Annotated in this window: 28 protein-coding genes; 10 read left to right on the top strand and 18 right to left on the bottom strand. The window is 57.4% G+C overall.

Annotated features, from left to right (window positions below; all coding sequences use genetic code 11):
* Positions 1 to 17: 17 nt before the first annotated feature.
* The gene (locus GT003_RS06165) at positions 18 to 1,079 is read right to left on the bottom strand and encodes a LacI family DNA-binding transcriptional regulator (RefSeq protein WP_161695530.1); all 1,062 of its coding nucleotides are present in this window, start codon (positions 1,077 to 1,079) and stop codon (positions 18 to 20) included.
* A gap of 179 nt (positions 1,080 to 1,258) precedes the next feature.
* Complete coding sequence (locus tag GT003_RS06160; RefSeq protein WP_161695528.1) at positions 1,259 to 1,792, bottom strand: general stress protein; 534 nt, start codon at positions 1,790 to 1,792, stop codon at positions 1,259 to 1,261.
* Positions 1,793 to 2,802: 1,010 nt separating this feature from the next.
* Between GT003_RS06160 and GT003_RS06155 the strand changes: the two genes are divergently transcribed.
* The 4 genes from GT003_RS06155 to GT003_RS06140 all read left to right on the top strand — a co-directional run bounded on the left by GT003_RS06155 (position 2,803) and on the right by GT003_RS06140 (position 5,835).
* Positions 2,803 to 3,126 carry an STAS domain-containing protein gene (locus GT003_RS06155; RefSeq protein WP_161695526.1) on the top strand — a complete coding sequence of 108 codons (324 nt, stop codon included), beginning with the start codon at positions 2,803 to 2,805 and terminating at the stop codon, positions 3,124 to 3,126.
* A 42-nt stretch (positions 3,127 to 3,168) separates the two neighbouring features.
* Positions 3,169 to 3,645 carry an anti-sigma B factor RsbW gene (gene rsbW / locus GT003_RS06150; protein WP_161696191.1) on the top strand — a complete coding sequence of 159 codons (477 nt, stop codon included), beginning with the start codon at positions 3,169 to 3,171 and terminating at the stop codon, positions 3,643 to 3,645.
* Positions 3,645 to 4,415, top strand: coding sequence for a sigma-70 family RNA polymerase sigma factor (locus GT003_RS06145; RefSeq protein ID WP_161695524.1), 771 nt, complete (start codon positions 3,645 to 3,647; stop codon positions 4,413 to 4,415). The genes rsbW and GT003_RS06145 overlap by 1 nt, the downstream gene beginning before the upstream one ends.
* Positions 4,416 to 4,602: 187 nt before the next feature.
* Complete coding sequence (locus GT003_RS06140; RefSeq protein ID WP_161695522.1) at positions 4,603 to 5,835, top strand: magnesium transporter CorA family protein; 1,233 nt, start codon at positions 4,603 to 4,605, stop codon at positions 5,833 to 5,835.
* Positions 5,836 to 5,894: 59 nt separating this feature from the next.
* On the opposite strand, the gene GT003_RS06135 is transcribed toward GT003_RS06140, so the two are convergent.
* Entirely contained in the window at positions 5,895 to 7,112 is a 1,218-nt protein-coding gene (locus tag GT003_RS06135; protein ID WP_239566074.1) for a PP2C family protein-serine/threonine phosphatase, read from the bottom strand.
* Between the two features lie 192 nt (positions 7,113 to 7,304).
* Here GT003_RS06135 and GT003_RS06130 point away from each other — a divergent pair, with 192 nt between their 5' ends.
* Complete coding sequence (locus GT003_RS06130) at positions 7,305 to 8,090, top strand: lipase family protein (protein WP_239566075.1); 786 nt, start codon at positions 7,305 to 7,307, stop codon at positions 8,088 to 8,090.
* 108 nt (positions 8,091 to 8,198) lie between these two features.
* On the opposite strand, the gene GT003_RS06125 is transcribed toward GT003_RS06130, so the two are convergent.
* The 5 genes from GT003_RS06125 to GT003_RS06105 all read right to left on the bottom strand — a co-directional run bounded on the left by GT003_RS06125 (position 8,199) and on the right by GT003_RS06105 (position 11,689).
* Complete coding sequence (locus GT003_RS06125) at positions 8,199 to 8,549, bottom strand: MmcQ/YjbR family DNA-binding protein (protein WP_161695520.1); 351 nt, start codon at positions 8,547 to 8,549, stop codon at positions 8,199 to 8,201.
* Positions 8,550 to 8,567: 18 nt separating this feature from the next.
* Positions 8,568 to 9,035 carry an MEKHLA domain-containing protein gene (locus tag GT003_RS06120; protein WP_161695518.1) on the bottom strand — a complete coding sequence of 156 codons (468 nt, stop codon included), beginning with the start codon at positions 9,033 to 9,035 and terminating at the stop codon, positions 8,568 to 8,570.
* Positions 9,036 to 9,202: 167 nt separating this feature from the next.
* Positions 9,203 to 9,421 (bottom strand): hypothetical protein, encoded by a 219-nt coding sequence (locus GT003_RS06115; RefSeq protein ID WP_161695516.1) that lies wholly within the window; start codon positions 9,419 to 9,421, stop codon positions 9,203 to 9,205.
* A gap of 234 nt (positions 9,422 to 9,655) precedes the next feature.
* Complete coding sequence (locus GT003_RS06110) at positions 9,656 to 9,832, bottom strand: hypothetical protein (RefSeq protein ID WP_161695514.1); 177 nt, start codon at positions 9,830 to 9,832, stop codon at positions 9,656 to 9,658.
* 228 nt (positions 9,833 to 10,060) lie between these two features.
* The gene (locus tag GT003_RS06105; protein WP_161695512.1) at positions 10,061 to 11,689 is read right to left on the bottom strand and encodes a glycosyl hydrolase; all 1,629 of its coding nucleotides are present in this window, start codon (positions 11,687 to 11,689) and stop codon (positions 10,061 to 10,063) included.
* A 292-nt stretch (positions 11,690 to 11,981) separates the two neighbouring features.
* Between GT003_RS06105 and GT003_RS06100 the strand changes: the two genes are divergently transcribed.
* A complete protein-coding gene (locus tag GT003_RS06100) occupies positions 11,982 to 12,908 on the top strand; it encodes a M15 family metallopeptidase (protein ID WP_420831479.1) in 927 nt (308 codons plus the stop codon).
* 262 nt (positions 12,909 to 13,170) lie between these two features.
* On the opposite strand, the gene GT003_RS06095 is transcribed toward GT003_RS06100, so the two are convergent.
* Entirely contained in the window at positions 13,171 to 14,130 is a 960-nt protein-coding gene (locus GT003_RS06095; protein ID WP_161695510.1) for a hypothetical protein, read from the bottom strand.
* A gap of 143 nt (positions 14,131 to 14,273) precedes the next feature.
* Entirely contained in the window at positions 14,274 to 15,203 is a 930-nt protein-coding gene (locus tag GT003_RS06090) for a nucleoside hydrolase (protein ID WP_161695508.1), read from the bottom strand.
* A gap of 199 nt (positions 15,204 to 15,402) precedes the next feature.
* Between GT003_RS06090 and GT003_RS06085 the strand changes: the two genes are divergently transcribed.
* Complete coding sequence (locus GT003_RS06085) at positions 15,403 to 16,152, top strand: AraC family transcriptional regulator (RefSeq protein ID WP_161695506.1); 750 nt, start codon at positions 15,403 to 15,405, stop codon at positions 16,150 to 16,152.
* Here GT003_RS06085 and GT003_RS06080 read toward each other — a convergent pair.
* The 5 genes from GT003_RS06080 to hisJ form a co-directional block, all read right to left on the bottom strand.
* A complete protein-coding gene (locus tag GT003_RS06080; RefSeq protein ID WP_161695504.1) occupies positions 16,149 to 16,505 on the bottom strand; it encodes a DUF1904 family protein in 357 nt (118 codons plus the stop codon). The genes GT003_RS06085 and GT003_RS06080 overlap by 4 nt on opposite strands.
* A gap of 18 nt (positions 16,506 to 16,523) precedes the next feature.
* Positions 16,524 to 17,081: an SLOG family protein gene (locus GT003_RS06075; protein ID WP_161695502.1), complete on the bottom strand. Its 558-nt coding sequence runs from the start codon at positions 17,079 to 17,081 to the stop codon at positions 16,524 to 16,526.
* Positions 17,082 to 17,253: 172 nt separating this feature from the next.
* Entirely contained in the window at positions 17,254 to 18,195 is a 942-nt protein-coding gene (locus GT003_RS06070) for a metallophosphoesterase family protein (protein ID WP_161695500.1), read from the bottom strand.
* An 89-nt stretch (positions 18,196 to 18,284) separates the two neighbouring features.
* Positions 18,285 to 19,025 (bottom strand): MgtC/SapB family protein, encoded by a 741-nt coding sequence (locus tag GT003_RS06065; protein ID WP_161695498.1) that lies wholly within the window; start codon positions 19,023 to 19,025, stop codon positions 18,285 to 18,287.
* 192 nt (positions 19,026 to 19,217) lie between these two features.
* A complete protein-coding gene (gene hisJ / locus GT003_RS06060) occupies positions 19,218 to 20,045 on the bottom strand; it encodes a histidinol-phosphatase HisJ (RefSeq protein WP_161695496.1) in 828 nt (275 codons plus the stop codon).
* A 224-nt stretch (positions 20,046 to 20,269) separates the two neighbouring features.
* Between hisJ and GT003_RS06055 the strand changes: the two genes are divergently transcribed.
* On the top strand, positions 20,270 to 22,087 hold the full coding sequence (locus GT003_RS06055) for an APC family permease (RefSeq protein WP_161695494.1): 1,818 nt from the start codon (positions 20,270 to 20,272) through the stop codon (positions 22,085 to 22,087).
* A 423-nt stretch (positions 22,088 to 22,510) separates the two neighbouring features.
* Positions 22,511 to 23,347 carry an RMD1 family protein gene (locus GT003_RS06050; protein WP_161695492.1) on the top strand — a complete coding sequence of 279 codons (837 nt, stop codon included), beginning with the start codon at positions 22,511 to 22,513 and terminating at the stop codon, positions 23,345 to 23,347.
* A gap of 37 nt (positions 23,348 to 23,384) precedes the next feature.
* On the opposite strand, the gene def is transcribed toward GT003_RS06050, so the two are convergent.
* Complete coding sequence (gene def / locus GT003_RS06045; protein WP_161695490.1) at positions 23,385 to 23,900, bottom strand: peptide deformylase; 516 nt, start codon at positions 23,898 to 23,900, stop codon at positions 23,385 to 23,387.
* A 26-nt stretch (positions 23,901 to 23,926) separates the two neighbouring features.
* A complete protein-coding gene (locus GT003_RS06040; protein WP_161695488.1) occupies positions 23,927 to 24,166 on the bottom strand; it encodes a helix-turn-helix domain-containing protein in 240 nt (79 codons plus the stop codon).
* Positions 24,167 to 24,322: 156 nt separating this feature from the next.
* Here GT003_RS06040 and GT003_RS06035 point away from each other — a divergent pair, with 156 nt between their 5' ends.
* Positions 24,323 to 24,709 (top strand): RidA family protein, encoded by a 387-nt coding sequence (locus tag GT003_RS06035; protein ID WP_161695486.1) that lies wholly within the window; start codon positions 24,323 to 24,325, stop codon positions 24,707 to 24,709.
* Positions 24,710 to 24,902: 193 nt separating this feature from the next.
* Here the strand turns inward: GT003_RS06035 and GT003_RS06030 are convergent, their stop codons facing one another.
* Positions 24,903 to 25,436 carry a GNAT family N-acetyltransferase gene (locus GT003_RS06030; RefSeq protein WP_161695484.1) on the bottom strand — a complete coding sequence of 178 codons (534 nt, stop codon included), beginning with the start codon at positions 25,434 to 25,436 and terminating at the stop codon, positions 24,903 to 24,905.
* Between the last annotated feature and the right edge of the window lie 16 nt (positions 25,437 to 25,452).

The following is a 25,452-nucleotide window of genomic DNA, read 5'->3' as shown; positions in this document are numbered from 1 at the left end:
GTTTTTTCAAAAAATAATTAGGCTTCTTTTTGCATCGGTACGGACGTGCTTTCCCGAATGACCAGCTCCGGCTGCAGGATCGTCAGCGTCTGAACGTCGCCCGACTTGGAGATCAGCCCATGCAGCACGCTGGCTGCCGCGCGCCCGAGTTCCAAGCAGCGCAGCGACATCGTGGTCAGTTCCGGAATGACGCTGGCCGCGAGCGGAACGCCGTCAACGCCGGTAATCGACACGTCGCGCGGCACCTGCAGCCCGGACTTAACGGCGGCTTTGATCGCCCCGATGCCGACCAAGTCGTTCGCGCAGACGACAGCCGTAGGTACGGTGTCCATTTCCAGCAGCCGTCCCATCATGTTCTTGCCCCGCTGGACGGAGAAGCCGCCGTGATCGATCCATTCCTCGCGGACGGGCAAGCCGGCCCGTTCCATGGCCATGCGGAACCCTTGGAGCCGTTCGACGGTGTTCGACATCTGCGAATAGCCGCCGATAAACGCGATATCGCGGTGGCCCAGTCCGATCAGATGCTCGGTGACCATTCTTCCGCCCGCTTCCTCGTCGATGACGACCCGATGGAACTTTGCGCCCGGCAAATTGCCGTTGATGAACACGAGCGGTACGCGTTTGTTGATCTCCGCCACTTCTTTGGCCATTTCCTTGCTGCACTTATGGAGGTCGATCCGGCCTCCGATCATGATGATGCCGTCCACCTGCTTCTCCATGAGGATATTCAAGTACTGCGTTTCGCGCTTGTACTGCTCCTTGATATCCAGATTGGACGATCCCGTGTCGCAGAGGAAGAAGGTATAGCCCTGCTTGCGCGCTTCCTGCTCAAGACCGGCCAGCACTTCGGGGAAGAAGGGATTGGTGATATCGGGCAGGATGATCCCGATCATCCCCGTCACTTTCTTGATCAGGCTGCGCGCCAAGGCATTCGGCTGGAATTGGTACTTGTTGATCAAGCTTTGGATGCGTTCCCGAGTGGATGCTTTGACAGGGGCTGTGTTGTTCAGAACGCGGGAAACCGTAGCGACGGAAACATTCGCTTCTTTGGCGATGTCGTACACAGTAACCGATTTCATCATGGCGTCTCCCTCTAGGCTTCATTTGGCATCGAAACTGCCCGGACGGACAGTTTTCATTAGCATAGCAGAGAGTTTTCGCAGTTGTAAATGACCGCCCGCGACAAATGCCAAAAAGGCCGTGCCGGGAGCATTCCGCTCCATTCGACACAGCCTGTCTCCAAATCTGCGACACCAGCCTACAGAATTCGCGCGGCTCCGCAGCTTCGGAATGCAGCTTCCGCCTCGCCGCCGCGGGATAAATCCGGTCCTCCGTCCGAGGACTCGTTTCCGATATCGGCAGCGACGATGATGCCTCCCTGCGCGATCGCTTCCCTGCATTTATCGACGTCTCCGCCCGGTACGCCGAGGTCGGACAATGCGCTGTTCGTGCTGGTGTCATCATCCAAGAACACGCCGGCCGCGATGAAGGGCGTGCCGGGGAAGGCCATTCCGCTCGTAAACCCGCCCGACATCCCGAGTCCGGGCGTGACCGCGACGGGCGCAATGATGCGGGGATCCCCAAGACCGTGCTCGTCGTATGCGGCGCGGGTCTCCTGCAAGTCCTCCAGTTCGTCCGCGTGGACGTCCGTCTCCGACTCGATGCGGCGGGATTCGTCCCGGTTCTTTGCGATGACTTTCAGCTCCGTAGGGGTGAAGCCTGCGCTCTCAAGTGCTTGTACGGCCTGGATCGCATCGTTCTGCGTATCGAAAATCGCGATTTTATAGCTCATCTTCTTCGCCTCCATTTTGATTCGGATATGGATGGTATACCCTGTTTAGGGAGGATTCAATCGGATCGATGCGAATCCGTCGAGCGCGTATGCGGGCAGGCGGAGCAGGCAGGATATAGCGTAAAAGTTTAAATAATGAGCTAGGTGCCGGGTCTGCGAATGAAGCGTCTGGCGGGGTTTGCGTTACTGGGCTCGTATAGCGAACGTGCGATAGCGTTGTCGCCAACTTAACGAAAATAGAAGCTGCCGTTCGACTAGTCGATGCAGAATTCGCCTTGCATGCGGAATCGGAGGTTCGCAAGAGCGGCAGGCTCTGAAGGCGAAAACGCCGAATCGTGCTGCTTTCGCAGCGATTCGTCTCCGCTTCTATCGGACTCGGCTGCTTCTGTACAGCCGCTGCGATGAATAGATCGACTAAGGCGAGAACGAGCTGCTGGCAGCGTTTCAAGCTCATGGGTAATCGGAAGATATCCGATCGAAATCAAGACCCGATCGTCCATCCCAAGAAGCTATGGCACCGGCACGAATCTTTAAATTTTGTTCCTCCAGGTCACGCGCATAAGATCTGTAACTTCTTGTGGTTGACCGCTCTGAGAATGGCTGGATGCAGCCCATTCTTCATAGGCTTGGTCAACTAGTTTGTGATCCCCCTTCACACCTTTCGCTTGGCTAGGCCGCAATGCACAAAAAGCCGCTCCGAAAAATCCCGGCACCTGATGCGGTGGCAGAATATAGTCAAGGCGGCGTGCGCTTCACGACCTATGTTATAGTAATTTCACAACGAAACAAGCAAAAATATTCGCAAGCATGCAGCAGCGTAATACGAACTTGGGGCTTCAGGGGTTCGAGTGTTGGAGACGACGAGGCGTATGCCCTCCATCTCGGATGTTATCGCGCAACGCCAAATTTGTAACTTTATCCCAAATTCCCGTTCCGTGTTTCACGCGCGTCAAGCAGGGGTAATTCAACACATAACAAGATGTCACTATGTATACAGGAGCGTCGTTGCGATGAAGCAAAATGATAAATTATTTGTACGTACAGAGAACCAAACAGGAAAATGCATCGTGTACATCGGGGGCGAGCTGGACCTCGAGTCCGCCGTTCAAATGAGAGCGGTCATGTCTCCGCTCATCGAATTAACGGATCGTGAGCTCGTGCTCAATTTGCGCGAACTGCGTTACGTGGACAGCACCGGCATCGGCATTTTGGTATCCGTGCTGAAAGCCCGTCATGCCAAGGAGGCGCCTTTCTCCGTGGAAGCCGTGCCGCCGCACATTCGCAAACTGTTCGACATGACGGGCATTACGCCGTTTCTTCTTAAACAAGCCTAATTCGCCGTTCGGGGCGAGCAGAAGAAAGGATAGAGATGAATGATGAACTTAACGGAGGATGTTATTACGCTGCAGGTGCCTGCGTCTGCGGAATATATTGATTTGGTGCGGCTCACCCTCTACGGACTGTCCGTAAAAATGGGCTTCTCTTATGAAGAAATCGAAGACATGAAGGTCGCCGTCTCGGAGGCCTGCAACAACGCGGTGCTGTACGCCTACGGCGATCTGAACGCGGGCGAGGCCGCTCAAGCGCCGACGCCTCCGCCGCGGATCGAGGTCCGCTTCGTGAAGAGAGACGACGCGCTCTCCATCGTCGTGAAAGACGACGGCCGAAGCTTCGATGCGGCCGTTGCTGCCCGCAAGGCGGCTCCGGTCAACGGAAAGTCGATCGACGAGCTGCAAGCCGGCGGTCTCGGACTTTATCTGATGCAAGCGTTGATGGACGACGTCGAGGTAAACAGCGACATGGGGACGGAAGTGGTCTTGACGAAGCGTCTGGTTAAAAGCGGTGATATGTGATGAGCACGCAGCCGGCCAATCAACCACCTATTACCGGCGCCGAACTCATTATCGCTTATCAGGACAGTCCCAACAATGAGATCGCAGAACAGCTGATTAAGCACTATGAGCCTATGGTTCGTATGGCTGCCGGTAAAATTTCGCGTAATCGACCTGATTTATACGAGGATCTGATGCAGGTCGGCCAAATCGCCCTGCTCCGCCTATTCAGTCAATTCGACAGTTCTTTGGGCGTTCAATTCGAGCCTTATGCCATGAAGAGCATCATCGGGCATATGAAAAACTACCTGCGCGACAAATCCTGGTACGTCCAGGTGCCGCGCCGGATCAAAGAAAAAGGCATTGCGGTGCAGCAAGCCATCGACGAACTGACCGTCAGGCTCGAGCGGTCGCCGAAAGTCGAGGAGATCGCCTCGCAGATGGCGCTTTCCGTCGAGGAAACGACCGAGATCCTCGCGGGCCGAGACTTGTATCACTATGTGTCGCTCGACACGCCGATTTCGGAAGAGGACAACGCCACCTCCCTTGGCGATCTGCTCGGCTCGCCTGGCGATGATTTCGACAACGTCGACCGGCGGCTGGATCTGCAGGCAGCGATGTCGCAGCTTAAGCCGCAGGAGCAGCAGGTGCTGCTTCTGGCTTACTCGGAGGGACTGCCGCAGCGCCATATTGCCGACCAGCTTGGGATTTCCCAGATGAGCATCTCGCGCATCCAGCGCCGAGCCATCGACAAGCTGAAGGTGCTGCTCAGCGAGCAAGAGGAACTCTAATTCCCGAGAGGCACGCCGAACCGGTTATCACGACCGGATTCGAGCGTGCTTTTTTGATTCGCGGCGCTGGGCCTGCGAGCAATTTGGAACAATTTGCCGCTCCCGAGTTGTACTATCTGTCAAATTCGCGTTATGATGGTACTATCGACTTTCGCGCACGTACGGACAAGCAGGAGGCTTCCAATCCATGATGCATCGGTTGCTGCAATTTCCTTCGGAATGGGAATGGCATATGCTGCACGCCAAACGACCGGACGTCTCCGGTTTAAGCCGCAGCCGGAAAGCCGCCCGCAATGCCGCGGCGAATCCGAACGAGGACGACGGCAGTTTTCAAGCCGAGGCCAAATTCGATGTCAAGCAGACCCCTGCCGAATTCGCCGCCTGGCTTCAGGAGGTGGAAGGCTGCGAGCATAATCAAATCATCGTATCCGAGCTTCCGGGCGGGCATTCGGTCTTGCAGGGAACGCTGATGTTCCAGGTATCGGATGACGAGAACGACATCCACCCGCTGCATTTTCGCGTCACGAAGGACAAGCTCGTCACGTATCAAAGCGATCTGCGCCTCTCCCTGCGCCTTCAGCTCGACCCGTGGCAGGATAAGCTGAACCGCTGCCACTCGGCACCGGAGGCGTTGTTCGTCATTCTGAGCAGCATATTGGAGACCTTCCATACCGGATTGGATCGATTCGAAACCCGGCTAGGCGACCTGGAGCTGAACATGAGCCGCCATAACAAGACGGGACTCATGAACGAGATTTTCAAACGGCGCTACGAGCTGCTTCACTGGAGCCATTTGTTTATTCCGATCAAGGAGATTCAGGGCGCGGCCAAGGAAGCGTTCATGGACGAGCTCTCGGATCTCGAGGAATTCAAACGGATGGAGCTCAGGCTGGACCGCGTCCAAGGCCTGCTCAGCCATTATGCGATGGAGATCGATACGCTGCTTATGATGGACGATGCCATCTCGAACTTCCGGGGCAACGATATCATGAAAACCTTGACGATCTTCACCGCTCTTTTCATGCCGGCCACCGTCATCGGCGCCGTGTGGGGGATGAATTTCAACCGCATTCCGTGGGCCGGCGAACGCTGGGGCTTCGCTACGGTCAGCTCCATCATCGTCGTCACGACGCTGCTCATCTATTGGTGGCTGTGGCACAAAGGCTGGACGGGCGACCTGCTGAACGGCCGTTCCAAAGGCGATATCGTGAGTACATCCCGGCCGAGGCCGGCCGATTCGGAACGATCCGATCCGAATTCCGCCGACGCGCCGCCGCTTCCGAGCCGCCGGGCTTCCTACCGCACGCAGGCAACGGTGTCCATGGTGCCGAAGGGAAGCCCATCCGAAGGCGCGGCAGCCGACGCCGGCGATGCTCCGCTTCCCTCGCGCTCGAGCCGCAATCATATCCCGACCGAATAAGAAAGGGAGCTCTCCCAAGGTGCCGGTTCAGACCGCCCAGAGATGCTCCCTTTTTGCATTTATTTGATATCCACCACGACGATGCAGCGGTCATCGGACGCCAAGTCTTCCCGCTGTTCGCCGGTGAACAGCGCATCCTCGAGCGCCTTGACCGGCGTCTTGCCGCAGAACGGCCGAAGCAGTTCCGCCAAGCTCGTTTCCCTGTCCGCCTCGTAATCGCTGCCGACCAAGTCGTACATGCCATCCGTGAACAGCATGATACGGTCCCCCGGCAGAATCTCGATTACATGCTTCTCCAGTGCCATCTCGCTGAACAAGCCGATGGCTACCCCGCCAACCTTGAAATTCTCGACTTGCCCGTCGCTTCGAATAAGCAGTCCTGGCGGATGTCCCGCATTGACGTATTCCAGCACCCCTTTATTCAGATCGACGACCATGTACAAGCCCGTGAAATAATACTGGATCAGCTGGTCCGCAAACTGAAGCTGATGCGAACGGCGGTTCAACTCCTTGACGACGCGCTTGGGCTCTACCTGCTTGGTCATCGCCTCCTTCAGCACGGAAGCGATAAACATACTGGCCAGCGACGAGCTGATCCCGTGTCCCATGGCATCGATGACGGCAATGCCGTATCGATTGTCGTCGATCCGGTGCCAGGCGTACAAGTCGCCGGACAGCTCCTCCGACGGGCGGTAGATGGCGTCGATCGCCATCCCCTCATCGTCTACCGGTTGCGGTAGCGCGGCATACTGAACCTCCCGGGCCAGCTGCAGCTCCTCCCTTACCCGCCGATCGCGCTCCTTGTGCCAGTCCTTCTGTTCCTTCAGCCGCAGCGCGACCCGAATGCGCGCGAGCAGCTCGATTCGATTGATCGGCTTCGTCACGTAATCGATCGCGCCGGCGTCCAGCGCTTCCGCCAGCTTCTTGGAGTCGCCGATCGCCGTTACCATGATAATCGGAATGTCCCTCAGCCGCGGCGACTCTTGAATGCGCGCGCAGACCGTAATCCCGTCCACCCCGGGCATCATCATATCGAGCAGAATCAGATCGATCCCGTGGTCGTCGCCTCCCGCCGCCCCTTCGGGCTCGTAACCGTTCGCATCCAATCCGAGCTGGGCGAACAGCTCCATGCCGCTTGCCGCCGTCAGCATGTCCGCATACCCTGCGCGCTTCAATATTTCTTTCACGACGGTGATGTTCATCGGATTATCGTCAACGACGGCAATGCGCATATGCCATCTCTTCCCCGCCCCGTCCAATGCCGTTAATTTATTCATGCCAGCTGGTTCTCCTATTTATTCATGATTTTCGGCCTTACCGTCTACCCGCCGCTCATCGCAAGACTCTTGTCTTCTATTACCCCGGTTCCTCTCCGTTGAATCGCCGCTTTGGCCCATCGAAAGGGCAGACGCCTAAAGCACAGCGGCCCAGCGCCTCATACAATGGAAGTATCGAGAGGGGGAACACCCATGAACAACGGCAGCGCGATGGACCTGCGAACGGCAATCTTCCTGGCGGCCGTCTGCAGTCAAACCTACGTGCAATACGATAACGGCGGATTGTTCCTGATCCCCGAAACCTACCGGCTGGTCGGGCCGTTCGGCGCCGCCTCCTACGCCGGGGGCCAGGAGCCGTTCGGCTTCGTGCTGGAGTCCGAGCGCGGCATTATTCTCGCCTTCCGCGGCACCAGCTCGCCGACGGATTGGATCACCGATATGATTGCGCAGCAGACCGTTTTCAAGCCGGTCGGCAAAGGCTGCCTCACCCACCGCGGCTTCACCGATGTCTACATGTCGGCGCGGGACGAAATCTTCCGTCTGCTCGACCAGACGTCCGCGGATAAACCGCTGTTCGTGACCGGCCACAGCCTCGGAGGCGCGCTCGCCACGCTCGCTTCGCTTGATATTGCCGTCAATCGCAAGCCGCCCAGCCTGATTACGTATACCTTCGGCGCGCCCCGCGTCGGCGATCCGTCCTTCGTCCGCAGCTACAACGCCGCCGTGCCCATCAACTTCCGCGTGCAGAACGAATACGATGTCGTGCCGCATCTGCCGCCGCTCGTCTATAACTCGCCCAAGACGGACAAAAGCTATTATTACCTCCACGTCAAAGAAGAAGTGAAGCGCAGCTTCCGCAACGGCTCCGTAGGCAGCAATCATGTCATCAGCAGCTATTTCGCCGACCTCGCGAAGGACGCCCCGGGCTTTACCGCCGTCATCTGCTCGGGACCGCCGGGATGGTGCCCCATCCGCTAAGCATGCCCCGCCGTCGACTACAAGCGGGTATGCGGTGATTCCCAAAGACGATCCAGCCGCGCACGGCATTCAGGCGGCACGCCGCATCGACCCCGGCAGCCAGCTGAATTAGGGCAGCCGCAGCAAGGCGTCGATCCGATTGCGTTCCGCTTTCGGCAGCCCGCTGAAGACCAGCGCGTAGGAATGCGCGATCATGTCGTAGATCTCCGCCAGCGGCAGGGTGCCGTCGACCGTAACGGTATTCCAATGCTTCTTGTTCAGGTGATAGCCCGGCTTCACGGCTTCATGCTGCTCGCGCAGATTTTCCGCGATAGCAGGATCGCATTTGAGCGATATGTCGTTGTCCGAGATGAGCGCGAACATTTTGCCGCCGACTTTCATGACGAGCGGCTCCGGTCCGAAGGGGTAATCCTTCTCCGCGCATTTCATGGACAAGCAGTAATCGATTATCGGTTTCATCGCTGCTTGCAGCCTCCTCTATACCCGCGTATATTTGGCGAAGGCAGCCGCTTGGCCATAATAATCGCCGGCTTCGTCAACCAGATTCCATACGACGGCTTCCTCGATACGGAACTTGCGGCCGCTCGCGGCAATGCGAATGCCGCTGTAGTCGTCAATGTAGCCCTTCGCCGCCACAGCTTCGAGAAACCGCTGCCGCTCGGCTTGGATGAGCGGTTCGGCCGTATGACGCGATTCCATGGACGTAAATGCGTTCCAGTCCATCTCCCACAGCCCGAGCGCGGTCCGATTGCCATAATTGAGCACGGGAGCCAGCTGCGTACCGTGAGACAGCACCGCGATCGGCGCTTCGAACAGCTGCTCCGCCGCAGGCTTGTCCGCATTCGTCTCCATGAGCGGCTTTCCTAGCAGCCGCCGGTAGCTGTCCAGCAGAATGAGCGCGTGACGTTCTTCCGTCCCTATTCCAGTGAATGATTTTAATCGCATGACTCGCTCTCCTCCCCCGATCATGAAAAAACTGAAGGCGGCGACCACCTTCAGTTTAGAAAAATGAAGGAAGGCTCCGTCTCCGGCATCCTTGCCTCCTATTTGTGCGGGAAGAAGCTTTGTCGCCGAATAACGGCGACTGCGCTCCTTCGTGCCAGTCGTTTGCGTTACACGCCCATCTTCTTGCGCTGGTTGTTGACCTTCTTCGTATTCTGGCTCTTCATCGTTTGTTGGTTGCCGCCTGGGCCGAATTTTTGCTTGCCGCCGTTCGCCTGTTCAAGCTTCTTCTGCGCGAGCTTCTGCTTGACGGCATCGGCTAGGGATACCTTCTTCGGCTGATCCAGCTCTTGCTCCTGCGATTCCGGCGTCGTTTGGTTTTCTGACATTGAGATCACCTCGCCCTGTTTGTACTACTCGTATTGTAGCGCTTTTTCGCTATGCTTTCCAGTAGCCATCCGCGGGTTCGCGCAAGTTCTTTCACGCGGCGGCTCGGCGGCAGGCCGCCTTCAGCGCTGTCAAAACGCGCGCTGGAAGCCTCGCCCGTTGCGAAAGTCACTCGCAACCCGACTGCAGGTTCCTTGCGGCCTTCCCGCAGCCCCCCACAACGCTGTCCATCCCGCCTACTCCCGCAGCGCCTCGTTCAGCTTCGTGGACCTGAGCTCCCGCGGTTCCCCGCGCAGCAAGCCGCGCAGCCGGACGAGCTCCCGCTGCAGGCGCAGCTTGTCGCCGCGCAGCTCCTCGATCTCCGCAAGCGCGGCTGCCAGCCGCTCAGCAAGCGTTGAATTCGGCTCGTTCATCGCCGACCACTCCTTCCTTATACCCGCTTCGTTCTCTGTTTGTATCATACCACTAGCCGATGCGGCAGCGAAAGAACGCGCGGCCGCCGCATAGCTGCCGGCTTCCGCCGCACTGCCCTCGGTTCTCCGGTCGTTCTTGCGGGTAATCATTTCTAGCGGGAATAATAAAATGTCCGGCACCGCGGAGGCGCCGATATCCCCCCTTCGCACTGCCGGACCAAGACTTCGTTATTTCACGCTCACGGGCACGGTCTGCGTCGTGACGAGCGTGTTCCTGCCGTCGTACGCTTTGACGACGACATCGATCTTCTTGCCTTTGTAAGGCGCGAAGTCAATCTGCGTCGTCCATGGCAGCGACGTCGTCGTCGCGACCGTCTTCCCGCCGATCTGATACGTAACCTTGGCCAGCGTCGCCGACCATGTCTTCACATGAGCAGAGACGCGCTGAACGGAAGCCGTTACCGGAGAAGACGCGCTGGCCGGCTTGTAAGCGACCGGAGATTCGTCGCCGACATTGCTCAGATAGAACGGGTTGGCGACGGCGAGCTTATAGGCGGCAAGCAGCTTCGCGTTCGCGGACAGCATGTAATATTTGATTCTCGCGGACGCATCGTGGTTGCTGTCGAACCAGAAGACGGCTTTCACCTTCGGATAGAGCATCGGCAGGGTGGCGTAAAACTCTTTCATTTTGTACACGGCCCAATCCGTCTTGTCCTGCTTCTTCTCCGGATACATGTACGCGACGCCGCCCTCGGAGATGAACACCGGTTTGCGCGCGGCATACAGCTTGTAGATGTAATCGAATTTCTCAAGATGGCTGGAGCGGTCCTCGCCTTGCTGAAGCGGATCGAGCGCCGGATTGAAGATGGAGTACAAGCTCACGCCGACCCAATCCACCGCGTCGTCGCCGGGATAATAGGATGCGATCGTATTCTCCGGCAGACGGTCCGGCGCCCAGACCATCGCGGCATTGTTCGGTGCCTCTTGGTGGAATACGTTCGCGACGATTCGGAATTTATCGATGTAGTTCTTCGGATTCGCTTCATGCCACGGTACCCAGTCGCCGTTCATTTCGTTGGCAAACCGGATGAACATCTTTACGCCCGAAGCTTCGATGTCGCGGGCGAGCTGGTGCAGATATTCATTGTCCTGCACCTCGCCGAGTCCCTTCAGCGGCTGGATCCCCAGCTCGATCGCCGTGCCTGCCGCGCGTGCGTGATCGATGTGGCTCTGAATGCTGGACAGCGGCTTGCCGTAAGTGAAATATTCCAAATACGCGGCATGCTTCTTCTCCGTCAGCACCGGGAACTGTTCCGTGTAGAACGGCTTCGCGGTGTTCGGGTTATGAACGGCGGGATCCTGCTCCGCGTATGCGCCGAGCAGCGCGCCGTTCTTGGGCTCGAATTTGGCGCCATGCGCGTAGCTGCTGCCGACAGCCGCGGCCGTCGTCTCGACGAACAGGCTGGCATGGCTGCGCAGCATGTCCGCGCGGCGCTTCGCCGCGATGCCGATCTGGGTTTGCCCGGCCAATCCGGCATATTTGGCTTCCAAATCCCAGCCGGCGACGGCATCGTCGTATTTCTTCAACTTCGCATAGTCGTCGCCGATTCGGCGATACATGCCCGCGGCGTTTCCGTATTCCTTCTTAGCCGCGAACTCGGGTGCGATCTGCTTATACTTCGCGATTGCATCGGCATATTTGCCTTGCTTCTCAAGCGTCTGCGCCTGCTTGTAGATACCCCATACATCCATCGCGTGCACGTTCTGCGCAGACACCGTCGTCCATGCAACGACCGTCGCTGCCAGTAGCAGCACGAGCTTCAAACCAGACTTCGTCGCTCTTTGTTTCGTCTTCATTTCGTTCTTATGCCCCTATCTATAATGAATTCCAATAGATTCCATATTACACCAGTCACCAAGCATGTTGGAAGACATTTTTTGACACCGTTCGACTTAAAAAGACTGCAAATAGGGGGTTGGAAGCTTTAGCGCGTTGTACAAGTGCAACAATTCTATCTATAATATTCGTATAAGATAGGTACATGAAAGCTGCACGGAGCTGCAATCTTATGCCCGCTCAAGTGAACGGGATAAGAGATATCAGCCTGCCGACGCTATATCTAGACCGGGCAGCAATTGAGGAGGCAAGATACGCTTGAAGAAATCCATCGTCATACCGGTCGTCGTTCTCGGCATCGCGCTCGGTGCCGCCGCCATTATATGGACTCAAACCACGTACATGCAAGATACGTTCGGTCATTCCGCGGCCGCGAATTCCGGCAGCAGCCACACCGTCACGGGCGTTAAGGCGACTTCGCCCGGGACAAGCAATAACGCCTCTTCGCCGTCGGACTCGGGCAATAATTCTTCATCCGATGCGAATTCGGGCAGCAGCGCGGCGGATCCTGCGGAACCGGCCGGAGCGCAAACGGAATTCCAGCAATTCATGCACGACAGCGCGGCATCGCGAACCACCGTCGAGAAGGGCGGCATCTCGTATGTCACGAATGCAACCAGTCCTCTGGTGCTCGTGAATAAGAAGCGCGAGCTGGCTTCCGATTATGTGCCGGACGACCTGATCAAAGCACCCGTCGAATTCTCCTTCTCCGGCGACAGTCCGAAACAGCAGATGCGCAAGGTCGCCGCGGAAGCGCTCGGCAAGCTGTTCGAAGGCGCGAAGAAAGACGGCATCGAGCTGAAAGCCGTGTCCGGCTACCGCTCCTACCCGTCGCAGAAGTCGATCTTCAACGCCTATGCCAAAACGCACGGCGAGGAAGAAGCGAACACGTTCAGCGCGCATCCCGGCCAAAGCGAGCATCAGACCGGCCTGGCCATGGACGTCTCCAGCGCCAGCGTGCATTACGGGCTTGAAGAGAGCTACGGCGAGACGAAAGAAGGCAAGTGGCTGAAAGCCCACGCGGCCGATTACGGCTTCATCATCCGGTACGAGAAAGGCAAGGAGACCGAGACCGGCTACATGTACGAGCCGTGGCATGTCCGCTACGTCGGCGTCTTCGTCGCCAAGGACGTCAAGAAGCTCGGCCTGACCCTGGAAGCCTACTTGGCTCGTTTCTAGACCGTTTCCAAGTCCATTGCCGAGATCAAGGTGGAGACGACAGAACGATGAGCTAAGGCCATAGAATATAGAATATAGAATATAGAATATAGAACCCAGAGCTAAGGCCATAGAACATGAACTAATGTCCTAGGATAAAGAACTAAGGCAAAAGCACTTCGAGCGCTAAGACCGACCATAGAACTACTCGCCCGACCGCAACAAAAGGAGGCTGCCCCGATGCCGCATGGCATTGGGACAGCCTCCTTTCTTGCTGCCGGTATTATTCCGCCTTGCTGGTCTCGATCCAATGGACGCGGTTCGACTGCAGGCCGGCCAACACCGACTCCGCCGACGTATACTCGGACTGCAGCCGATTGACGATGGTTCGCACTTGATGCAGCGCGTCCAGCGTCTGGTCCTGGGCGTTGTTGATCCGTTTCTGTACGACCCAATCCGTAATCAGCCCGTCAAACCAATAATCGCCGAACTTCAACATGCCGCTGATGTCGACATGAATATCGACGTTTCTCTCCAAGTCCGCCAGCTCGTCGCGGAACGTTCGCATCATGTGGTTCACGCTGCCGATGGAGCGTTTGGCGTCGTCTACGTGCTCATGCTTCATATGGGTGCTGATCATGCCTCCGCCGCCCCACAGGTCCCAATTGCCCCAGTTCTCCGCTTTCTCCAAGCTGTTCGAGGCATCCTCCAGCGAGAGCAGCACGCTTCGCCCGGCCGACAGCGCTTCGCGGATTTCTTTGGCCAGGAGCGACTTGTCGGCGATGTCCGCATCCATCGCGGCCAGCTCGTTCGCGTAGGCGGACGAATGCCGCAGCAGCTCTTCCTTCTCCCGCAGCAGCCGCTCGTAATCCCGGTCCGCGCTTCCGCAGGCCGTAAGCTCGTCGCCGAGGCTGATGACCTCGCCCTTCATCCGCTCCTCCGCATCCCTCGCTTCCTGGAGCTTGAGCGCCGCGGCAAGCGCCTCCTGCCGCTCCAGCTCGAGCTGCTCATCCTTGCTGCGAAGCAGCGTATGAAACAAATTCGCCAGCGACATCCGGGTTAATTTGTCCACGTCTTCCTGCTCGGATTGCAGCTTCAGCTCCAGCTCGAAGATCAGCCGTTCATTCTCGCGAATCCGGCTGCGCAGCTGTTCCTGCCGGCGCTGCGCCCGTTCCATTCGATGCTTCCGCTCCTTCGCTTCCGCCAAGCGGTCTAAACCGGTATCCGCCACTACGATCGCCATCCTTCCAAGGGTTGTAACCTGGTTATACGCAAGCCGAGCTTCAACGATGCGGTTATCAGCAAAAAAAAGACCATTGTTCCAGTATATCGCTGGAACAATGGTCCTCTTCCCGGAGCACGCCGCAGTCTGCCAGAGCGCTATGCCTAGTCTTCCAGCTTACGGAACAGATCGCTGAACACGCCATCCCGGTGAACATGGTCGACGATGCGGATGAAGTGGCGCGTGTTGTCGATGCTAAAATGAAAATCCTCCGAGAGCAGCGGGCTGTGGATGAGCGTGCTTGGCGTCCAGTCCGGATTGACGAGGTAAGCGATCGTCGAGATATCCCAAATGACGCGGGAATAGCCGAAATGGTCCTTGCTGCAATCGCGGAACGTCTCGTACAAATAGCGGCCGACGGAGCCCTTGTCCTTCACGAACTTCTCCACCTCGGCCAGCGTCGTGTGCAGATGCGAGGTCACGCCCATGCATGGAATCAGGACGAGCGGCACGCCGCTGTTCAGGATGACGCGGGAAGCATGGAGATCCTGATGCAGGTTGAACTCGGCCGTATCTCTCCAGTGAAGGGCATGTCCGCCCAGCCATACGACCACGATCCGCTCGATGATGCGCGGCTCCATCAGAATGGCGGACGCGACATTCGTAATCGCGCCGATCGCCACGACGTAGAGCGGATCCTCTTCGGACGAAGCCATCGCCCGCTCCACCAGATCCCGCGCGGCTGCGCTCTCGACCGGCGTTTCCGCGCCGGGCAAGTAGCCTTCCGAACCGCGGTGGACCGGAATTCCGGCCATTTCCGGAAGATGGCCCGCGATCTTCAGCAGCTCGTTATAACTCTTCTCCATGCCGTCCTTCGGTCCCGACGACAAGTCGTTATAGAACGGCGCGGCATAGAACGCCTCGACCGTCACGCTCTCCGGCGATTTCATGGCATAGACGACGGCGAATTGGTCATCGATCTCGTTGAAGGTGTCCGTGTCCAGCACCATGCGGACGCTGCGCTTCGGGTGCGCGAGGCGCTGCAGCATTAGTTGATCCGAAATGACCGGGAATTGTACCATGTTCGTTCTCATCCTCCCAAAGGTATGACGCTGTTTGAAAGCCTGTGTCGTTCAGGGTTGTTTCGCGCAGCGAAATCTTTTATGATTTGGTTATGATGCAGGCAGGCAATGCCTGGATTCCTGCTCATTTTACAATGGCTGCCCGTTGGATTGTATTATCATATGGCTGATTGTTTGTATGATTTGGCTATAAGCAGAGGAGCGCGATCAGATGCAGGCGCAGATGGATTTTCTCTTTCAATCGGTCCGGCTGGCCAATTCTTATATGCCGATGCATGCGCACACCTGCTACGAGCTGGTCTATTACGGTTCGGGGAGCGGCACGACCCATATTCGGGATGCCGCGCACGGCTACCGAAGCGGCACCTACGCGATCCTCGCCGCGGGCACCCTCCATGACGAACGCCGGCTGACGGATACGGATGTCATCTGCGTCGGCTTCCGGCTGTCAGGCTTGGACATGCAGCTTCGGGAAGGGCTGTACGAGGAGGAAACGGACAGGCCTCTGCAGCAGCTTCTCCTTGCCATGCTGACCGAGATGCAGGAGCAGCGGCCCTATTATCCGGAGAAATTGAATTACCTGCTCGGCATGATCGTGATCGAGCATCAACGGAAGGTCCAAGTAAGCGCATTCAAAGAATCGGCCGATCATTTGCATTATGCGCGGGCGTATATCGACGAGAATTACAACCAGAAGATTACCGTGGAGGAATTGGCGGAGATGGTGGGGTACAGCTATCATCATTTCAGGCATTTATTCAAGAAGAAGTTCGGCCGGTCGCCGATCGCCTACCTGCTGAATAAACGTATTCAGCGGGCAAGCCATCTGCTGCTGCACAGCGCGCTTCCCGTCACCGCCATCGCGGAGGAATGCGGCTTCTCGAGCGACGCGCAGTTCAGCACCTTATTCAAGCGGGAGCAGGGCGAACCGCCCCGCTCGTTCAGGCAGAAGCGCCATTAATCGAATACCGGCGGTCCGGCCTTCACCATAAACGGCTGTCCGTTGGCGTAGTAATGGGTTTCCCGGTATACCTTGAAGGCAACCTCGACCTCCGCGATGCCGGTGAGCAGCAAATGATTGGTGATGGCGTTCGCCACGCCGTCCTGAACGTCTCTCGGGCGGTCGAACCAAGCGACCTCGACAAAAGGAAAAGTCGGCACGATGACTCCGTCCGAAATCGAAGTCGTGGCGATGCAGTCGATGGTGAAGTTATCTCGGCTGCAGCGGCAAATTGCCGCCAGTTCGTCGATGAGCGCTTTGCTGACTTTCATGACTTCCGTGATGTTGACGCCTCGCATCGTAAGTTGGGGCATACTGCCGAACACTCCTTCTTATTCGTACTCGCGATACTGTTCTTCCTCGGCGATCTGCTGCAGGTCTTGGCCGTTGATGACGATGATCGCATAATCCGGGACCGACTCGGCGTGCCTTCTCGCAAGCTCCAGCAGAAACCGCGGCGATCCCTCCTGCTCCTCGTCGTAGATGAGCAGCAGTCCATCCGTGTTGTCCAGCAGAAACCGGTCGCGCCCCTTGAATTGCCAAGGTCCGGCGTATTTCTGATGGGACACGCTGTTGACGTAATCCGCGCCGGCAAGGATGGTGCCGTACACCGTTTTCTTCTGTTCGCTCCAATTCTCTTCCTGCTCCAGGAATGGCGTAATGACTGCCAAGCGCAACGAACCATATTCAGCTCTAAGCTCCAGCGCGACTTCTGCAGCCCACAGCTCAACACCCCATTGACCGCTCACGATAACCCATTCCAGTCCCTCTTCCACCATCGATCCAAGCCGCTGCTTGAGCGCTTTCTTAATAATGGACACGCCTGGATGCTTGTCGGAGAAAATGCCGAGCTCGGAAGCTTTGTATCCGGTAACCAGAACCTGTTTCATTGCCTCATGCTCCTTGTTTGCGCTTATAACTAAGCGTAGCACAAATAAAGAGCGCCGGACAACCTTGCCCCGAAGGACAAGCGTCCGGCGTCCGATTCCCGACGCCATTCCGTGAACCCTCGCGCCTACGCGCGAAAACCCAAGCGTGCCCGAATAGCCATCATCACCGCCTTCAGGATTCCATTCCCTTTGGGTAATGCTCCTTCGGCTCCCGAATGACGGTTCCGTCGTCCAAACGGACATACGTCGCGAAATCCCGTGCGTCCCGTTCCAGCTTGATGATGCGCGCCCCGCGCGGAAATCCCTCGCGGCCATAGGTCTGAAACCCGGTCGCCCGGCCGTAGCACAGACGGATGTCGTGCAGGGCGCCCCAATAGTCGTTCACGTGGTCGTGGCCGCAGAACGTGCCGACAACGTCGCCCATCTCCAGCATGGCGGCGAACAGACCGGAATTGACCGGCGCGCAGGCGACGCCTTCATGCTTGCTGCCGAAGCACAGTTCTTTCTTCCATACCTGCTTGTACTCGGGCAGCGGAATATGGAAGAAGGCCAGCGACGGCAGGGGAACCCCGCCGTTCGCGGCCGAGATCGCCGCCGAACGCGCGGTGTACCAGGCGATCTGGTCGCGCTGGATCCATTGGTAGCCCATAATATGCGGAACCTCGGAATAGCTGCCGCTGTCGAACAGGTAGAGCGCGTTGACCGGCTCGCCGCTCTCGGGATCGCGCACGAACAGCACGGCATTGCCTTCGCCGCTTAACTCCGCCGGCCCCGCTTCGGCTACGCAGCAGCGATGTTCCAGCTGTACGTCCATCAGCTCGGCCCGCGTGACGAGATGCTCCGTATCGTGATTTCCGAATACCGCTGCCCACGGGATGCCACGGCTGTCGACGGCTTTGACGGCTTCCCGGAACGACTGACGCGGATCCTCGCAATTTTTGCTGTAAATCACATCCCCCGTGAACAAGACGAGATCCAGTGTTTCCGCTTCCAACACGCGTTCCATGAGGATGCGGGTCAGCTGGTCATCCGGCTCTCCGTTCTGCCAGTGAAGATCCGTAAACTGGACGATCGTGAACGTGCCGTCCCCGCGGTAGCACAATGATTTCTCCATCGTTTGAACCGCTCCCCTCCGCCGATATGGCTGCTTTTATAACGCTGCGTGCGTTTCTCGATCCTTCAAACTTCAATCCTTTTTGCTCCCTATAACGACTCCATGCCCGCTTCCAGCCCGTACACGCCGTCGATCGCCGCCAGCGCGACGATGACGTCCTCGAATCGCCTGGACGGTCCCAGCTTGAGCTGCAGCCGGACGATCAGCATCTCGGCGCGATCCGAGATATCGGCCTCTTCGTTCTCGACGATCATCTTATTGATTCCGATGCCGAACCGATGCAGCTCCGTCACGACCCGGCTCAGGCTCGACGAGTCTTTGTTGACGCGCAGCACCAAGTCCCGCTTTCGCTTGGCCCGCGAGAACTTCTTCTCCACCTTATTCAGTACGAACAGGCTGACGACCACGAGCAGCGTCAGCACGGCGGCGCCATAGTAGAAGCCCGCCCCTGCCGTCAGACCGATAGCGGCGACGACCCACAGCGATGCTGCCGTCGTCAGCCCCGACACGGTGATGCCCGTGCGCAGAATCGTGCCGGCGCCCAGAAACCCGATGCCGCTGATGACCTGCGCCGCGAGACGCGCCGGATCAAGCCGAACGTTCGGATCCGAAGAAAACTCGGAGAACCCGTACATCGATAACAGCACGATTGCGGCCGAGCCCAAGCAGACGAGAATATGCGTCCGAAAGCCCGCGGAATGTCCGCCGAGCTCGCGCTCCAAACCGATAAGTCCGCCAAGCACGAGCGCCAGGACCAGACGGAGCGTTAATTCCCAATAGCTGATCTGCCAAATACTAGGATCATAGACTTGCGGTACTGTCGTTGTCATGCTGCCTCATTCCTTCTCCATGATCGGCCGAGAGCCGGACTGCCTCCGCATTCGCCCTTTGAGTTATCTATACGCGCGAAGCGCCGGCCATGCATCCAGGATGCAAAAAAAATAATAACTCCACAAGCGGCCGCGGACAACGGACGACATGAGCGCTCTCCTTAGCGGCAGTCAGGAGGCCTAAACATTTATTTACCGCATCGCTTGGGCTTCGAACCAATCGTATCCGAAGCCGACCTGGTCCGGGCGGTGCGAATCGGAGCCATAGACAAGCGGGATATCGCGTTCCTTGCAGGCAGCGAAGAACCATTCCGGCACGTAAGGCTTGCCGCAGGTCGCCACGCGAAGTCCGGCCGTGTTGACGTCGATCCCGACGCCGCTCTTCGCGAGCTTCGGCAGAATCCCCTCCAGGCGGCGCTTGATCTGCGCCTCGTCGACGGGAGGGAGCTTGAGCGCGAATTTCTCGATCAGGTTGATATGCCCGATCCGCTTGCGCATCGGCAAGCCCGCCGCCCATTCGATCGCGGCTTCCACGTGGTTATAGTATTCGTCGACGACCTTCTCCATCGTACCGTAATAAGCCAGCAGGTTCTCCGTAAAATCTTCCGCCGTGAAATCGATGCAGCGCATGCCGCCTCGGCCCGGCAAAAAATGAACGGAATAGACGACGTCCTCCAGGCGATCGCCGTACTGGTCCAGAATCGCCTCCGTATGAGAAAGCGCGCCCGGCAGCACGTCCATCTCCAGTCCCGTCGCGATCTCGATTCGTCCTTCGTACTTTTGTTTAATGGACGTTACGTAATCCAGATAAAGCGGCAGCTCCGCTTCCGGCATGGCGAGCTCGGCCATCAGCTTCTCGTCCGGTACCCATCCGGCTGGCAGCGGCGGATGCTCGCTGATCGTGTAGCGCCGGAATCCCAGCTCGATCGCGCGGTCGATGTAGGCCTCCGACTCGGCGCTGCTGCCGTGATAACAAAACTTCGTGTGCGTATGTCCGTCCCATTTAAGCAAAGTCGACATGATTCCCTCCGGTTCTCCCCTGCCAGCCATTCGGCGCAGGCGGAATTGGCGTATTTGTTCCAAGTATATCATCCATGCTTCCTTGATCAATCCCTGTCTATTTATTCCTGACGAGATCTTTTAACGCGCATGATTTCTGCTATAATGAATTCTGTTCAATACGGATATTCTAATAGCAATCCTAGACATTGTTTCCTTATGTGGAGAGAAGAGAGGTCCCATCCATGATTAGCCGATTCAAACGATTATTAATCGGGCGGCCGATGAAGAGCGCCGAACTGGAAGGCGAGAAGCTGAGCAAGCTCAAGGCGCTTGCCGTGCTGTCTTCCGATGCGCTGTCGTCGGTCGCTTACGGCACCGAGCAGATCCTGCTCGTGCTGGTCGCCGCCGGATTCGCCGCGGTCTGGTATTCCATTCCGATATCGATCGCCGTCCTGGGCCTGCTGTTGATTCTGATCCTGTCTTACCGCCAGACGATCTACGCGTACCCCAAGGGCGGCGGCGCCTACATCGTGGCCAAAGACAACCTTGGAGTCTCCACGGGCCTGCTGGCCGGCGGCTCGCTGCTCGTCGACTATATCCTGACCGTCGCCGTAAGCTCCTCGGCCGGAACGGACGCCATCACGTCGGCCTTCCCGTCCTTGCATGACCACCGGGTGCTCATCGCGCTGATCATGATCGTCTTCCTGACCGTCATGAACCTGCGGGGGATCGGAGAATCCGCATCCGTGCTCGCCTACCCCGTCTATCTGTTCGTCGGGGCCGTGTTCCTGCTCATTATCGCGGGCGTCGTCAAGGTGATCATCCACGGGCCGAGCAGCCATATTCCCGAGCTCGGGACGGCCGTCTCGAATATCAGCCTGTTCCTATTATTGAAAGCCTTCAGCTCCGGCTGTTCCGCGCTGACCGGCGTCGAGGCCGTCTCCAACGCCATCCCGAACTTCAAGAAGCCCGCGGAACGCAATGCGGCGATGACGCTCGTCATGATGGGCGTTATTCTCGGGGCGATGTTCATCGGCATCAGCTTGCTGGCCTACTGGAACGGGATTGCGCCGGATCCGGCGGAAACCGTCGTCTCGCAGATCGCCGACGCTACATTCGGACGGGGCTTCCTGTACTACGCCATTCAGGGGATTACCGCGCTGATCCTGTTCCTGGCCGCGAATACCGCGTACTCCGCCTTCCCGCTGCTGGCTTTCATGCTGGCAAAGGACAAATACATGCCTCATGCCTTCATGGTGCGCGGCGACCGGCTCGGGTTCTCGAACGGCATTATCTTCCTCGGCGTCTTCTCGGCGCTGCTCGTCATCCTGTTCCACGGGGACACGGAGAATCTCATCCCGCTCTACGCGGTCGGGGTATTCATCCCGTTCACGCTCTCCCAGCTCGGCATGATGCTGCGCTGGCTGCGCCTGAAACCGGCGAATTGGATGTTCGGGCTTATCGTCAATACGATCGGCATGCTGACGACGCTGATCATCACGCTGATCTTTATTTTCACGAAATTCTCGCAGATCTGGATGGTCTTCATCTTCCTGCCCATCGTCATCTTCATCTTCTTCAAGATTAACCGGCATTACATGAACACCGCCGAAGAGCTCCGGATCAACATCGACAAGGAGAAGCCCGCGATCAAGGGCAGCACCATCGTCGTTCCCGTCGCCGGCATTACGAAGGTCGTGCTGCATTCCATCAGCTACGCCAAGTCGCTGACGGACAACGTCGTCGCCGTCTATGTCGGCTTCGACGAGGAAGAGATCGAACGGCTCGAGAAGAAATGGGAAGAGTGGAACCCCGGCGTTCGCCTGATCGTCCTGCGTTCCAGCTACCGCAGCATCATCCGGCCGATCGTCCGCTTTATCGAGACGGTGGAATGGAAACAGCAGGAGACCGACCACATCACGGTGCTTATCCCGCAATTCATCACGAAGCACTGGTGGCATAACATCCTGCATAACCAATCCAGTCTGCTGCTCCGTGCGTATCTGTTCAATCAGAAGGACGTCGTCGTGGCTACGGTGCCTTATCACTTATTGCGATAGACCCTTTGCGCGGCGAACAACCATAGATGCCTGAAGAGCACTCCCGGCGGGAGTGCTCTTTCTCGTTTCGCGACGCTTCGTTCTACGTTTTGCCTATGTATGAGGCTGCTGCGCCTCGGAGCTCAGAACCATGCCGGTCCAGCCAAGCGTCGCGCGTCATGAACTGCCGCAGGATATAGCCGAAGGGCTGATCCACGTTCACCCCCGCATAGTGCTGTCTGATGTTGAAATCTGTCCTGTTTCATCTTGCTCCGGTTTCCTCGGCTTCTCCATTTTGCCCGTTTTGTTCGTTCTACGCGGACAATCGCAGCTTACGCCAACAAGATTAGCACGGGCAAGTGTCCGCGCGTACTTATTTGGGGATACAAGGAATATAGGATTTTTGGGGAATTCAATAGGCCGTTACCGAAAAGAGAGATGATCATGGAAGCTATCACGTTCAGAGCCTTTGCCGTCGCAAACGAAATCGACCTCAACAAAATCGCCATTTATTGCGGAATACCGAAGAAATTCACGTGGGAAGAACCGTTGATTTTGAAGGATGATATCTTAACCTCCATCTTTCGCCACAATATCGGCGGATCGCAGCAGGTGCTTGTCTTCTCCTTCGGCAGCATCGTGTTCGTGAACCAAACCAAGCCCGACGAGATGAATGACATGCTGCTTTTCCTTCGGCGCTTCGAACCGGACATCGAGATTCAGCATGCGACCCGCTATACGGACGATTACAGCCTGCATCAAGAAGAAACGGAGAAGCTCGAATGGACGGACGAATACGTCGTCGTCCCGGAGTTTGAGCCGTTTTATCCGGAATTGATCGCCACCGTGCTCGCGAAGTCCGTCGCGCTCGAGAAGATCGAGGAGCAGCTCGGCAAGATTCACGACAAGCTCGAGTATATGATCGACCGGCTGGAGAAAGGAAAGCTGCGCATCGGCAACAAGGAACTGGCGCGAACGACCGCGACCATCGTGCGGCATGAATACAACACCCTCGGATCGATCATGATTCTCGACAAGCCCGATATTACGTGGACCAACGGCAATGCGGGCATGTTCTACGACAAGATGCTGGAATTCTTCGAGCTGAACGACCGGCATACCATCATGAGGAGCAAGACGGAAGTGCTCTATCACATCATGGAGGGCTTCTCGACGATCAGCCACTCCATACGGGGGTTGTTCGTCGAATGGATCGTCGTGATCCTCATCGTGATTGAAGTGGTGTTGTCGCTCCTGCAGGTTGCGGGCTGGCTGCCTTAATCGGGGTCGTGCCCGTTGGGCGCCGGACAAACCGGATTTACATGGGTCTGCTCAGCTTCTGCGCATCCATCACGCGAACCCGATGCCCGGTCTCCTCATGCACCACGTACGGTTCCTTCACATGATCGATGAACAGGACTCCGTTCAAATGATCGATCTCATGCTGCATGCAGATCGCACGGAAACCTTCCGCCTCCAGTACAATCGTGTCGCCGGCTCGCGTCAGCGTGCTCACCTTGACCGTTTGCGCCCGCGTCACCAGTCCCCGATAGCCGGGATAGGATAAGCAGGCCTCTGCGCCGATTTGTTCGCCGGACGACTCGATGATGATCGGATTGATGAGCTCGATCAAGCCGTCCCCGACGTCCATGACGACGACCCGGCGCAAAATGCCGATCTGGGGCGCGGCAAGCCCTGCCCTTCCTTCCGCAGCGTATAACGTATCGGCCAGATCGGCCAGCAGCTTGATGATTCTCGGATTGACGTCCTCGACGGGCTTGGCGATCTTCCGCAATACCGGATCCCCGAACGGGAGGATGATTTTCTCGGCCATGGTACGATACTCCCTCTCTGTGTATGTTAAGCGCCTCTTGTATGCGTCGGCGTATGCACCCATAAGTCGCTTGGCGTGCAAGCGAGCGCCGTGCATAACGCATCCATCGTCTCGGCCTTGATCTGCTTCGGCGGCGCGCTCAGCAGCGCGCTGATCGACGGCGCGGACAGTTCGTAGCCGGCCTTTTCCTTGAGCAGCCGGCCCAGTGCGGCACCGGACCAAATCTCCCGTTCCGCCATGATTTGACGCAGCATCCATGCCAGCATGTCGGACCTCCTCTTCGGACAAGATATTAGGCATTGCTTAATAAATTTAGGTGTTACCTAATTTATCATAAGCGCGGAAATGAAGCAATGGTCCCGATACATCGCCCGTCGCGTTCGGTATAATAAAGCTTAGAAGGATCGACGGGAGGGGATCGCATGGAAAAGAAACACGTTTTTACGGGCTCGCCTTGGGAGCCGCTGGTCGGCTACTGCCGCGCGATTCGCGTTGGGAACCGCATAGAGGTCGCAGGCACGACGGCTGTGAAGGACGGCGAAGTCGTCGGCGTCGGCGATCCGTACGCGCAAGCGAAGTTCGCGCTGCAAACGATCGAGAAGGCGCTGCGGGAACTGGGCGCGGACATGTCCCATGTCGTACGCACGCGCATGTTCGTGACGGATATCTCCAAGTGGGAAGAGATCGGACGCGCGCACGGGGAGTTCTTCCATGACATTCAGCCCGTGGCGACGATGGTGGAGGTGAAGGCCTTGATCGATCCGCTGCTGCTGGTGGAGATCGAGGCGGAGGCCGTGGTGGAGCGATAAGGTCGGCTATTGTTACTCTCAATACTCCAATACTTTAACGCGAACTTTCATAAAATCCGCTTTTTGTACTTCGCTTTTTGTATAGACGTCTAAAGCCGCGTCATTACTGGGCATGCAAAAAAACGCCGGAGCCCTAAGGCTGCACGGCGATTGATGATTCGTTTGCAAACGATCTACTGTGGATTTCCGACGCTCAGCTCGTGGCGGCATCCGCCAACGTCTTGATGTAGAGCAGCTTGCCCTCGCCAGGATAATAGTAATCCGGCAGATGGCACATGAAGATAAAACCGTTGCGTTCGAACATCTTGCGTGCGCTCGCGTATTCCGGCAGATCGCAGGTAAACGTCTCGATATACCTCCCGCGCTGCGACGTACAATAGGTAAACATGGCGTCCATCAATTGCCAGCCAAACTTGCGGTGACGGTACTCGCGATGAACGCCGAAGTAATCGAGGCGGTAGCCTCCGCTTCGATGCTCGTTCTCGACGAAGACGATGGCGGAGATCACCTCGCCGTTCTCCTCCGTGTACCAGCAATTCACGTGATTCTCCTGCAAGCTTCGCATGGGCAGCCATCGAAGCTGTTCCGTCTCGCCCGGCGTGAAACGTTGATCGTCGAAGCAAGCATCGCCGAGCAGGAAGTCCGATACCCTTCCCGCCTCCGTCCCGCTCTTCACCGTCTTGATGTTCAACTGCACGGCACCTTGCTCCAAGGCGTTCGACTTCATGGCCAGCCCTCCCCCT

Origin of the sequence: Paenibacillus sacheonensis (assembly GCF_009909195.1) — a bacterium.
Lineage (GTDB): Bacteria > Bacillota > Bacilli > Paenibacillales > Paenibacillaceae > Paenibacillus_Z > Paenibacillus_Z sacheonensis.
This window is presented reverse-complemented; position numbering and strand designations above follow the sequence as displayed.

Bases quoted from the DNA above. Each gene is read 5' to 3' on its own strand.
- GT003_RS06165 (WP_161695530.1), bottom strand. From the start codon at position 1,079: ATGAAATCGGTTACTGTGTACGACATCGCCAAAGAAGCGAATGTTTCC.
- GT003_RS06160 (WP_161695528.1), bottom strand. From the start codon at position 1,792: ATGAGCTATAAAATCGCGATTTTCGATACGCAGAACGATGCGATCCAG.
- GT003_RS06155 (WP_161695526.1), top strand. From the start codon at position 2,803: ATGAAGCAAAATGATAAATTATTTGTACGTACAGAGAACCAAACAGGA.
- rsbW (WP_161696191.1), top strand. From the start codon at position 3,169: ATGAACTTAACGGAGGATGTTATTACGCTGCAGGTGCCTGCGTCTGCG.
- GT003_RS06145 (WP_161695524.1), top strand. From the start codon at position 3,645: ATGAGCACGCAGCCGGCCAATCAACCACCTATTACCGGCGCCGAACTC.
- GT003_RS06140 (WP_161695522.1), top strand. From the start codon at position 4,603: ATGATGCATCGGTTGCTGCAATTTCCTTCGGAATGGGAATGGCATATG.
- GT003_RS06135 (WP_239566074.1), bottom strand. From the start codon at position 7,112: ATGAATAAATTAACGGCATTGGACGGGGCGGGGAAGAGATGGCATATG.
- GT003_RS06130 (WP_239566075.1), top strand. From the start codon at position 7,305: ATGAACAACGGCAGCGCGATGGACCTGCGAACGGCAATCTTCCTGGCG.
- GT003_RS06125 (WP_161695520.1), bottom strand. From the start codon at position 8,549: ATGAAACCGATAATCGATTACTGCTTGTCCATGAAATGCGCGGAGAAG.
- GT003_RS06120 (WP_161695518.1), bottom strand. From the start codon at position 9,035: ATGCGATTAAAATCATTCACTGGAATAGGGACGGAAGAACGTCACGCG.
- GT003_RS06115 (WP_161695516.1), bottom strand. From the start codon at position 9,421: ATGTCAGAAAACCAAACGACGCCGGAATCGCAGGAGCAAGAGCTGGAT.
- GT003_RS06110 (WP_161695514.1), bottom strand. From the start codon at position 9,832: ATGAACGAGCCGAATTCAACGCTTGCTGAGCGGCTGGCAGCCGCGCTT.
- GT003_RS06105 (WP_161695512.1), bottom strand. From the start codon at position 11,689: ATGAAGACGAAACAAAGAGCGACGAAGTCTGGTTTGAAGCTCGTGCTG.
- GT003_RS06095 (WP_161695510.1), bottom strand. From the start codon at position 14,130: ATGGCGATCGTAGTGGCGGATACCGGTTTAGACCGCTTGGCGGAAGCG.
- GT003_RS06090 (WP_161695508.1), bottom strand. From the start codon at position 15,203: ATGAGAACGAACATGGTACAATTCCCGGTCATTTCGGATCAACTAATG.
- GT003_RS06085 (WP_161695506.1), top strand. From the start codon at position 15,403: ATGCAGGCGCAGATGGATTTTCTCTTTCAATCGGTCCGGCTGGCCAAT.
- GT003_RS06080 (WP_161695504.1), bottom strand. From the start codon at position 16,505: ATGCCCCAACTTACGATGCGAGGCGTCAACATCACGGAAGTCATGAAA.
- GT003_RS06075 (WP_161695502.1), bottom strand. From the start codon at position 17,081: ATGAAACAGGTTCTGGTTACCGGATACAAAGCTTCCGAGCTCGGCATT.
- GT003_RS06070 (WP_161695500.1), bottom strand. From the start codon at position 18,195: ATGGAGAAATCATTGTGCTACCGCGGGGACGGCACGTTCACGATCGTC.
- GT003_RS06065 (WP_161695498.1), bottom strand. From the start codon at position 19,025: ATGACAACGACAGTACCGCAAGTCTATGATCCTAGTATTTGGCAGATC.
- hisJ (WP_161695496.1), bottom strand. From the start codon at position 20,045: ATGTCGACTTTGCTTAAATGGGACGGACATACGCACACGAAGTTTTGT.
- GT003_RS06055 (WP_161695494.1), top strand. From the start codon at position 20,270: ATGATTAGCCGATTCAAACGATTATTAATCGGGCGGCCGATGAAGAGC.
- GT003_RS06050 (WP_161695492.1), top strand. From the start codon at position 22,511: ATGGAAGCTATCACGTTCAGAGCCTTTGCCGTCGCAAACGAAATCGAC.
- def (WP_161695490.1), bottom strand. From the start codon at position 23,900: ATGGCCGAGAAAATCATCCTCCCGTTCGGGGATCCGGTATTGCGGAAG.
- GT003_RS06040 (WP_161695488.1), bottom strand. From the start codon at position 24,166: ATGCTGGCATGGATGCTGCGTCAAATCATGGCGGAACGGGAGATTTGG.
- GT003_RS06035 (WP_161695486.1), top strand. From the start codon at position 24,323: ATGGAAAAGAAACACGTTTTTACGGGCTCGCCTTGGGAGCCGCTGGTC.
- GT003_RS06030 (WP_161695484.1), bottom strand. From the start codon at position 25,436: ATGAAGTCGAACGCCTTGGAGCAAGGTGCCGTGCAGTTGAACATCAAG.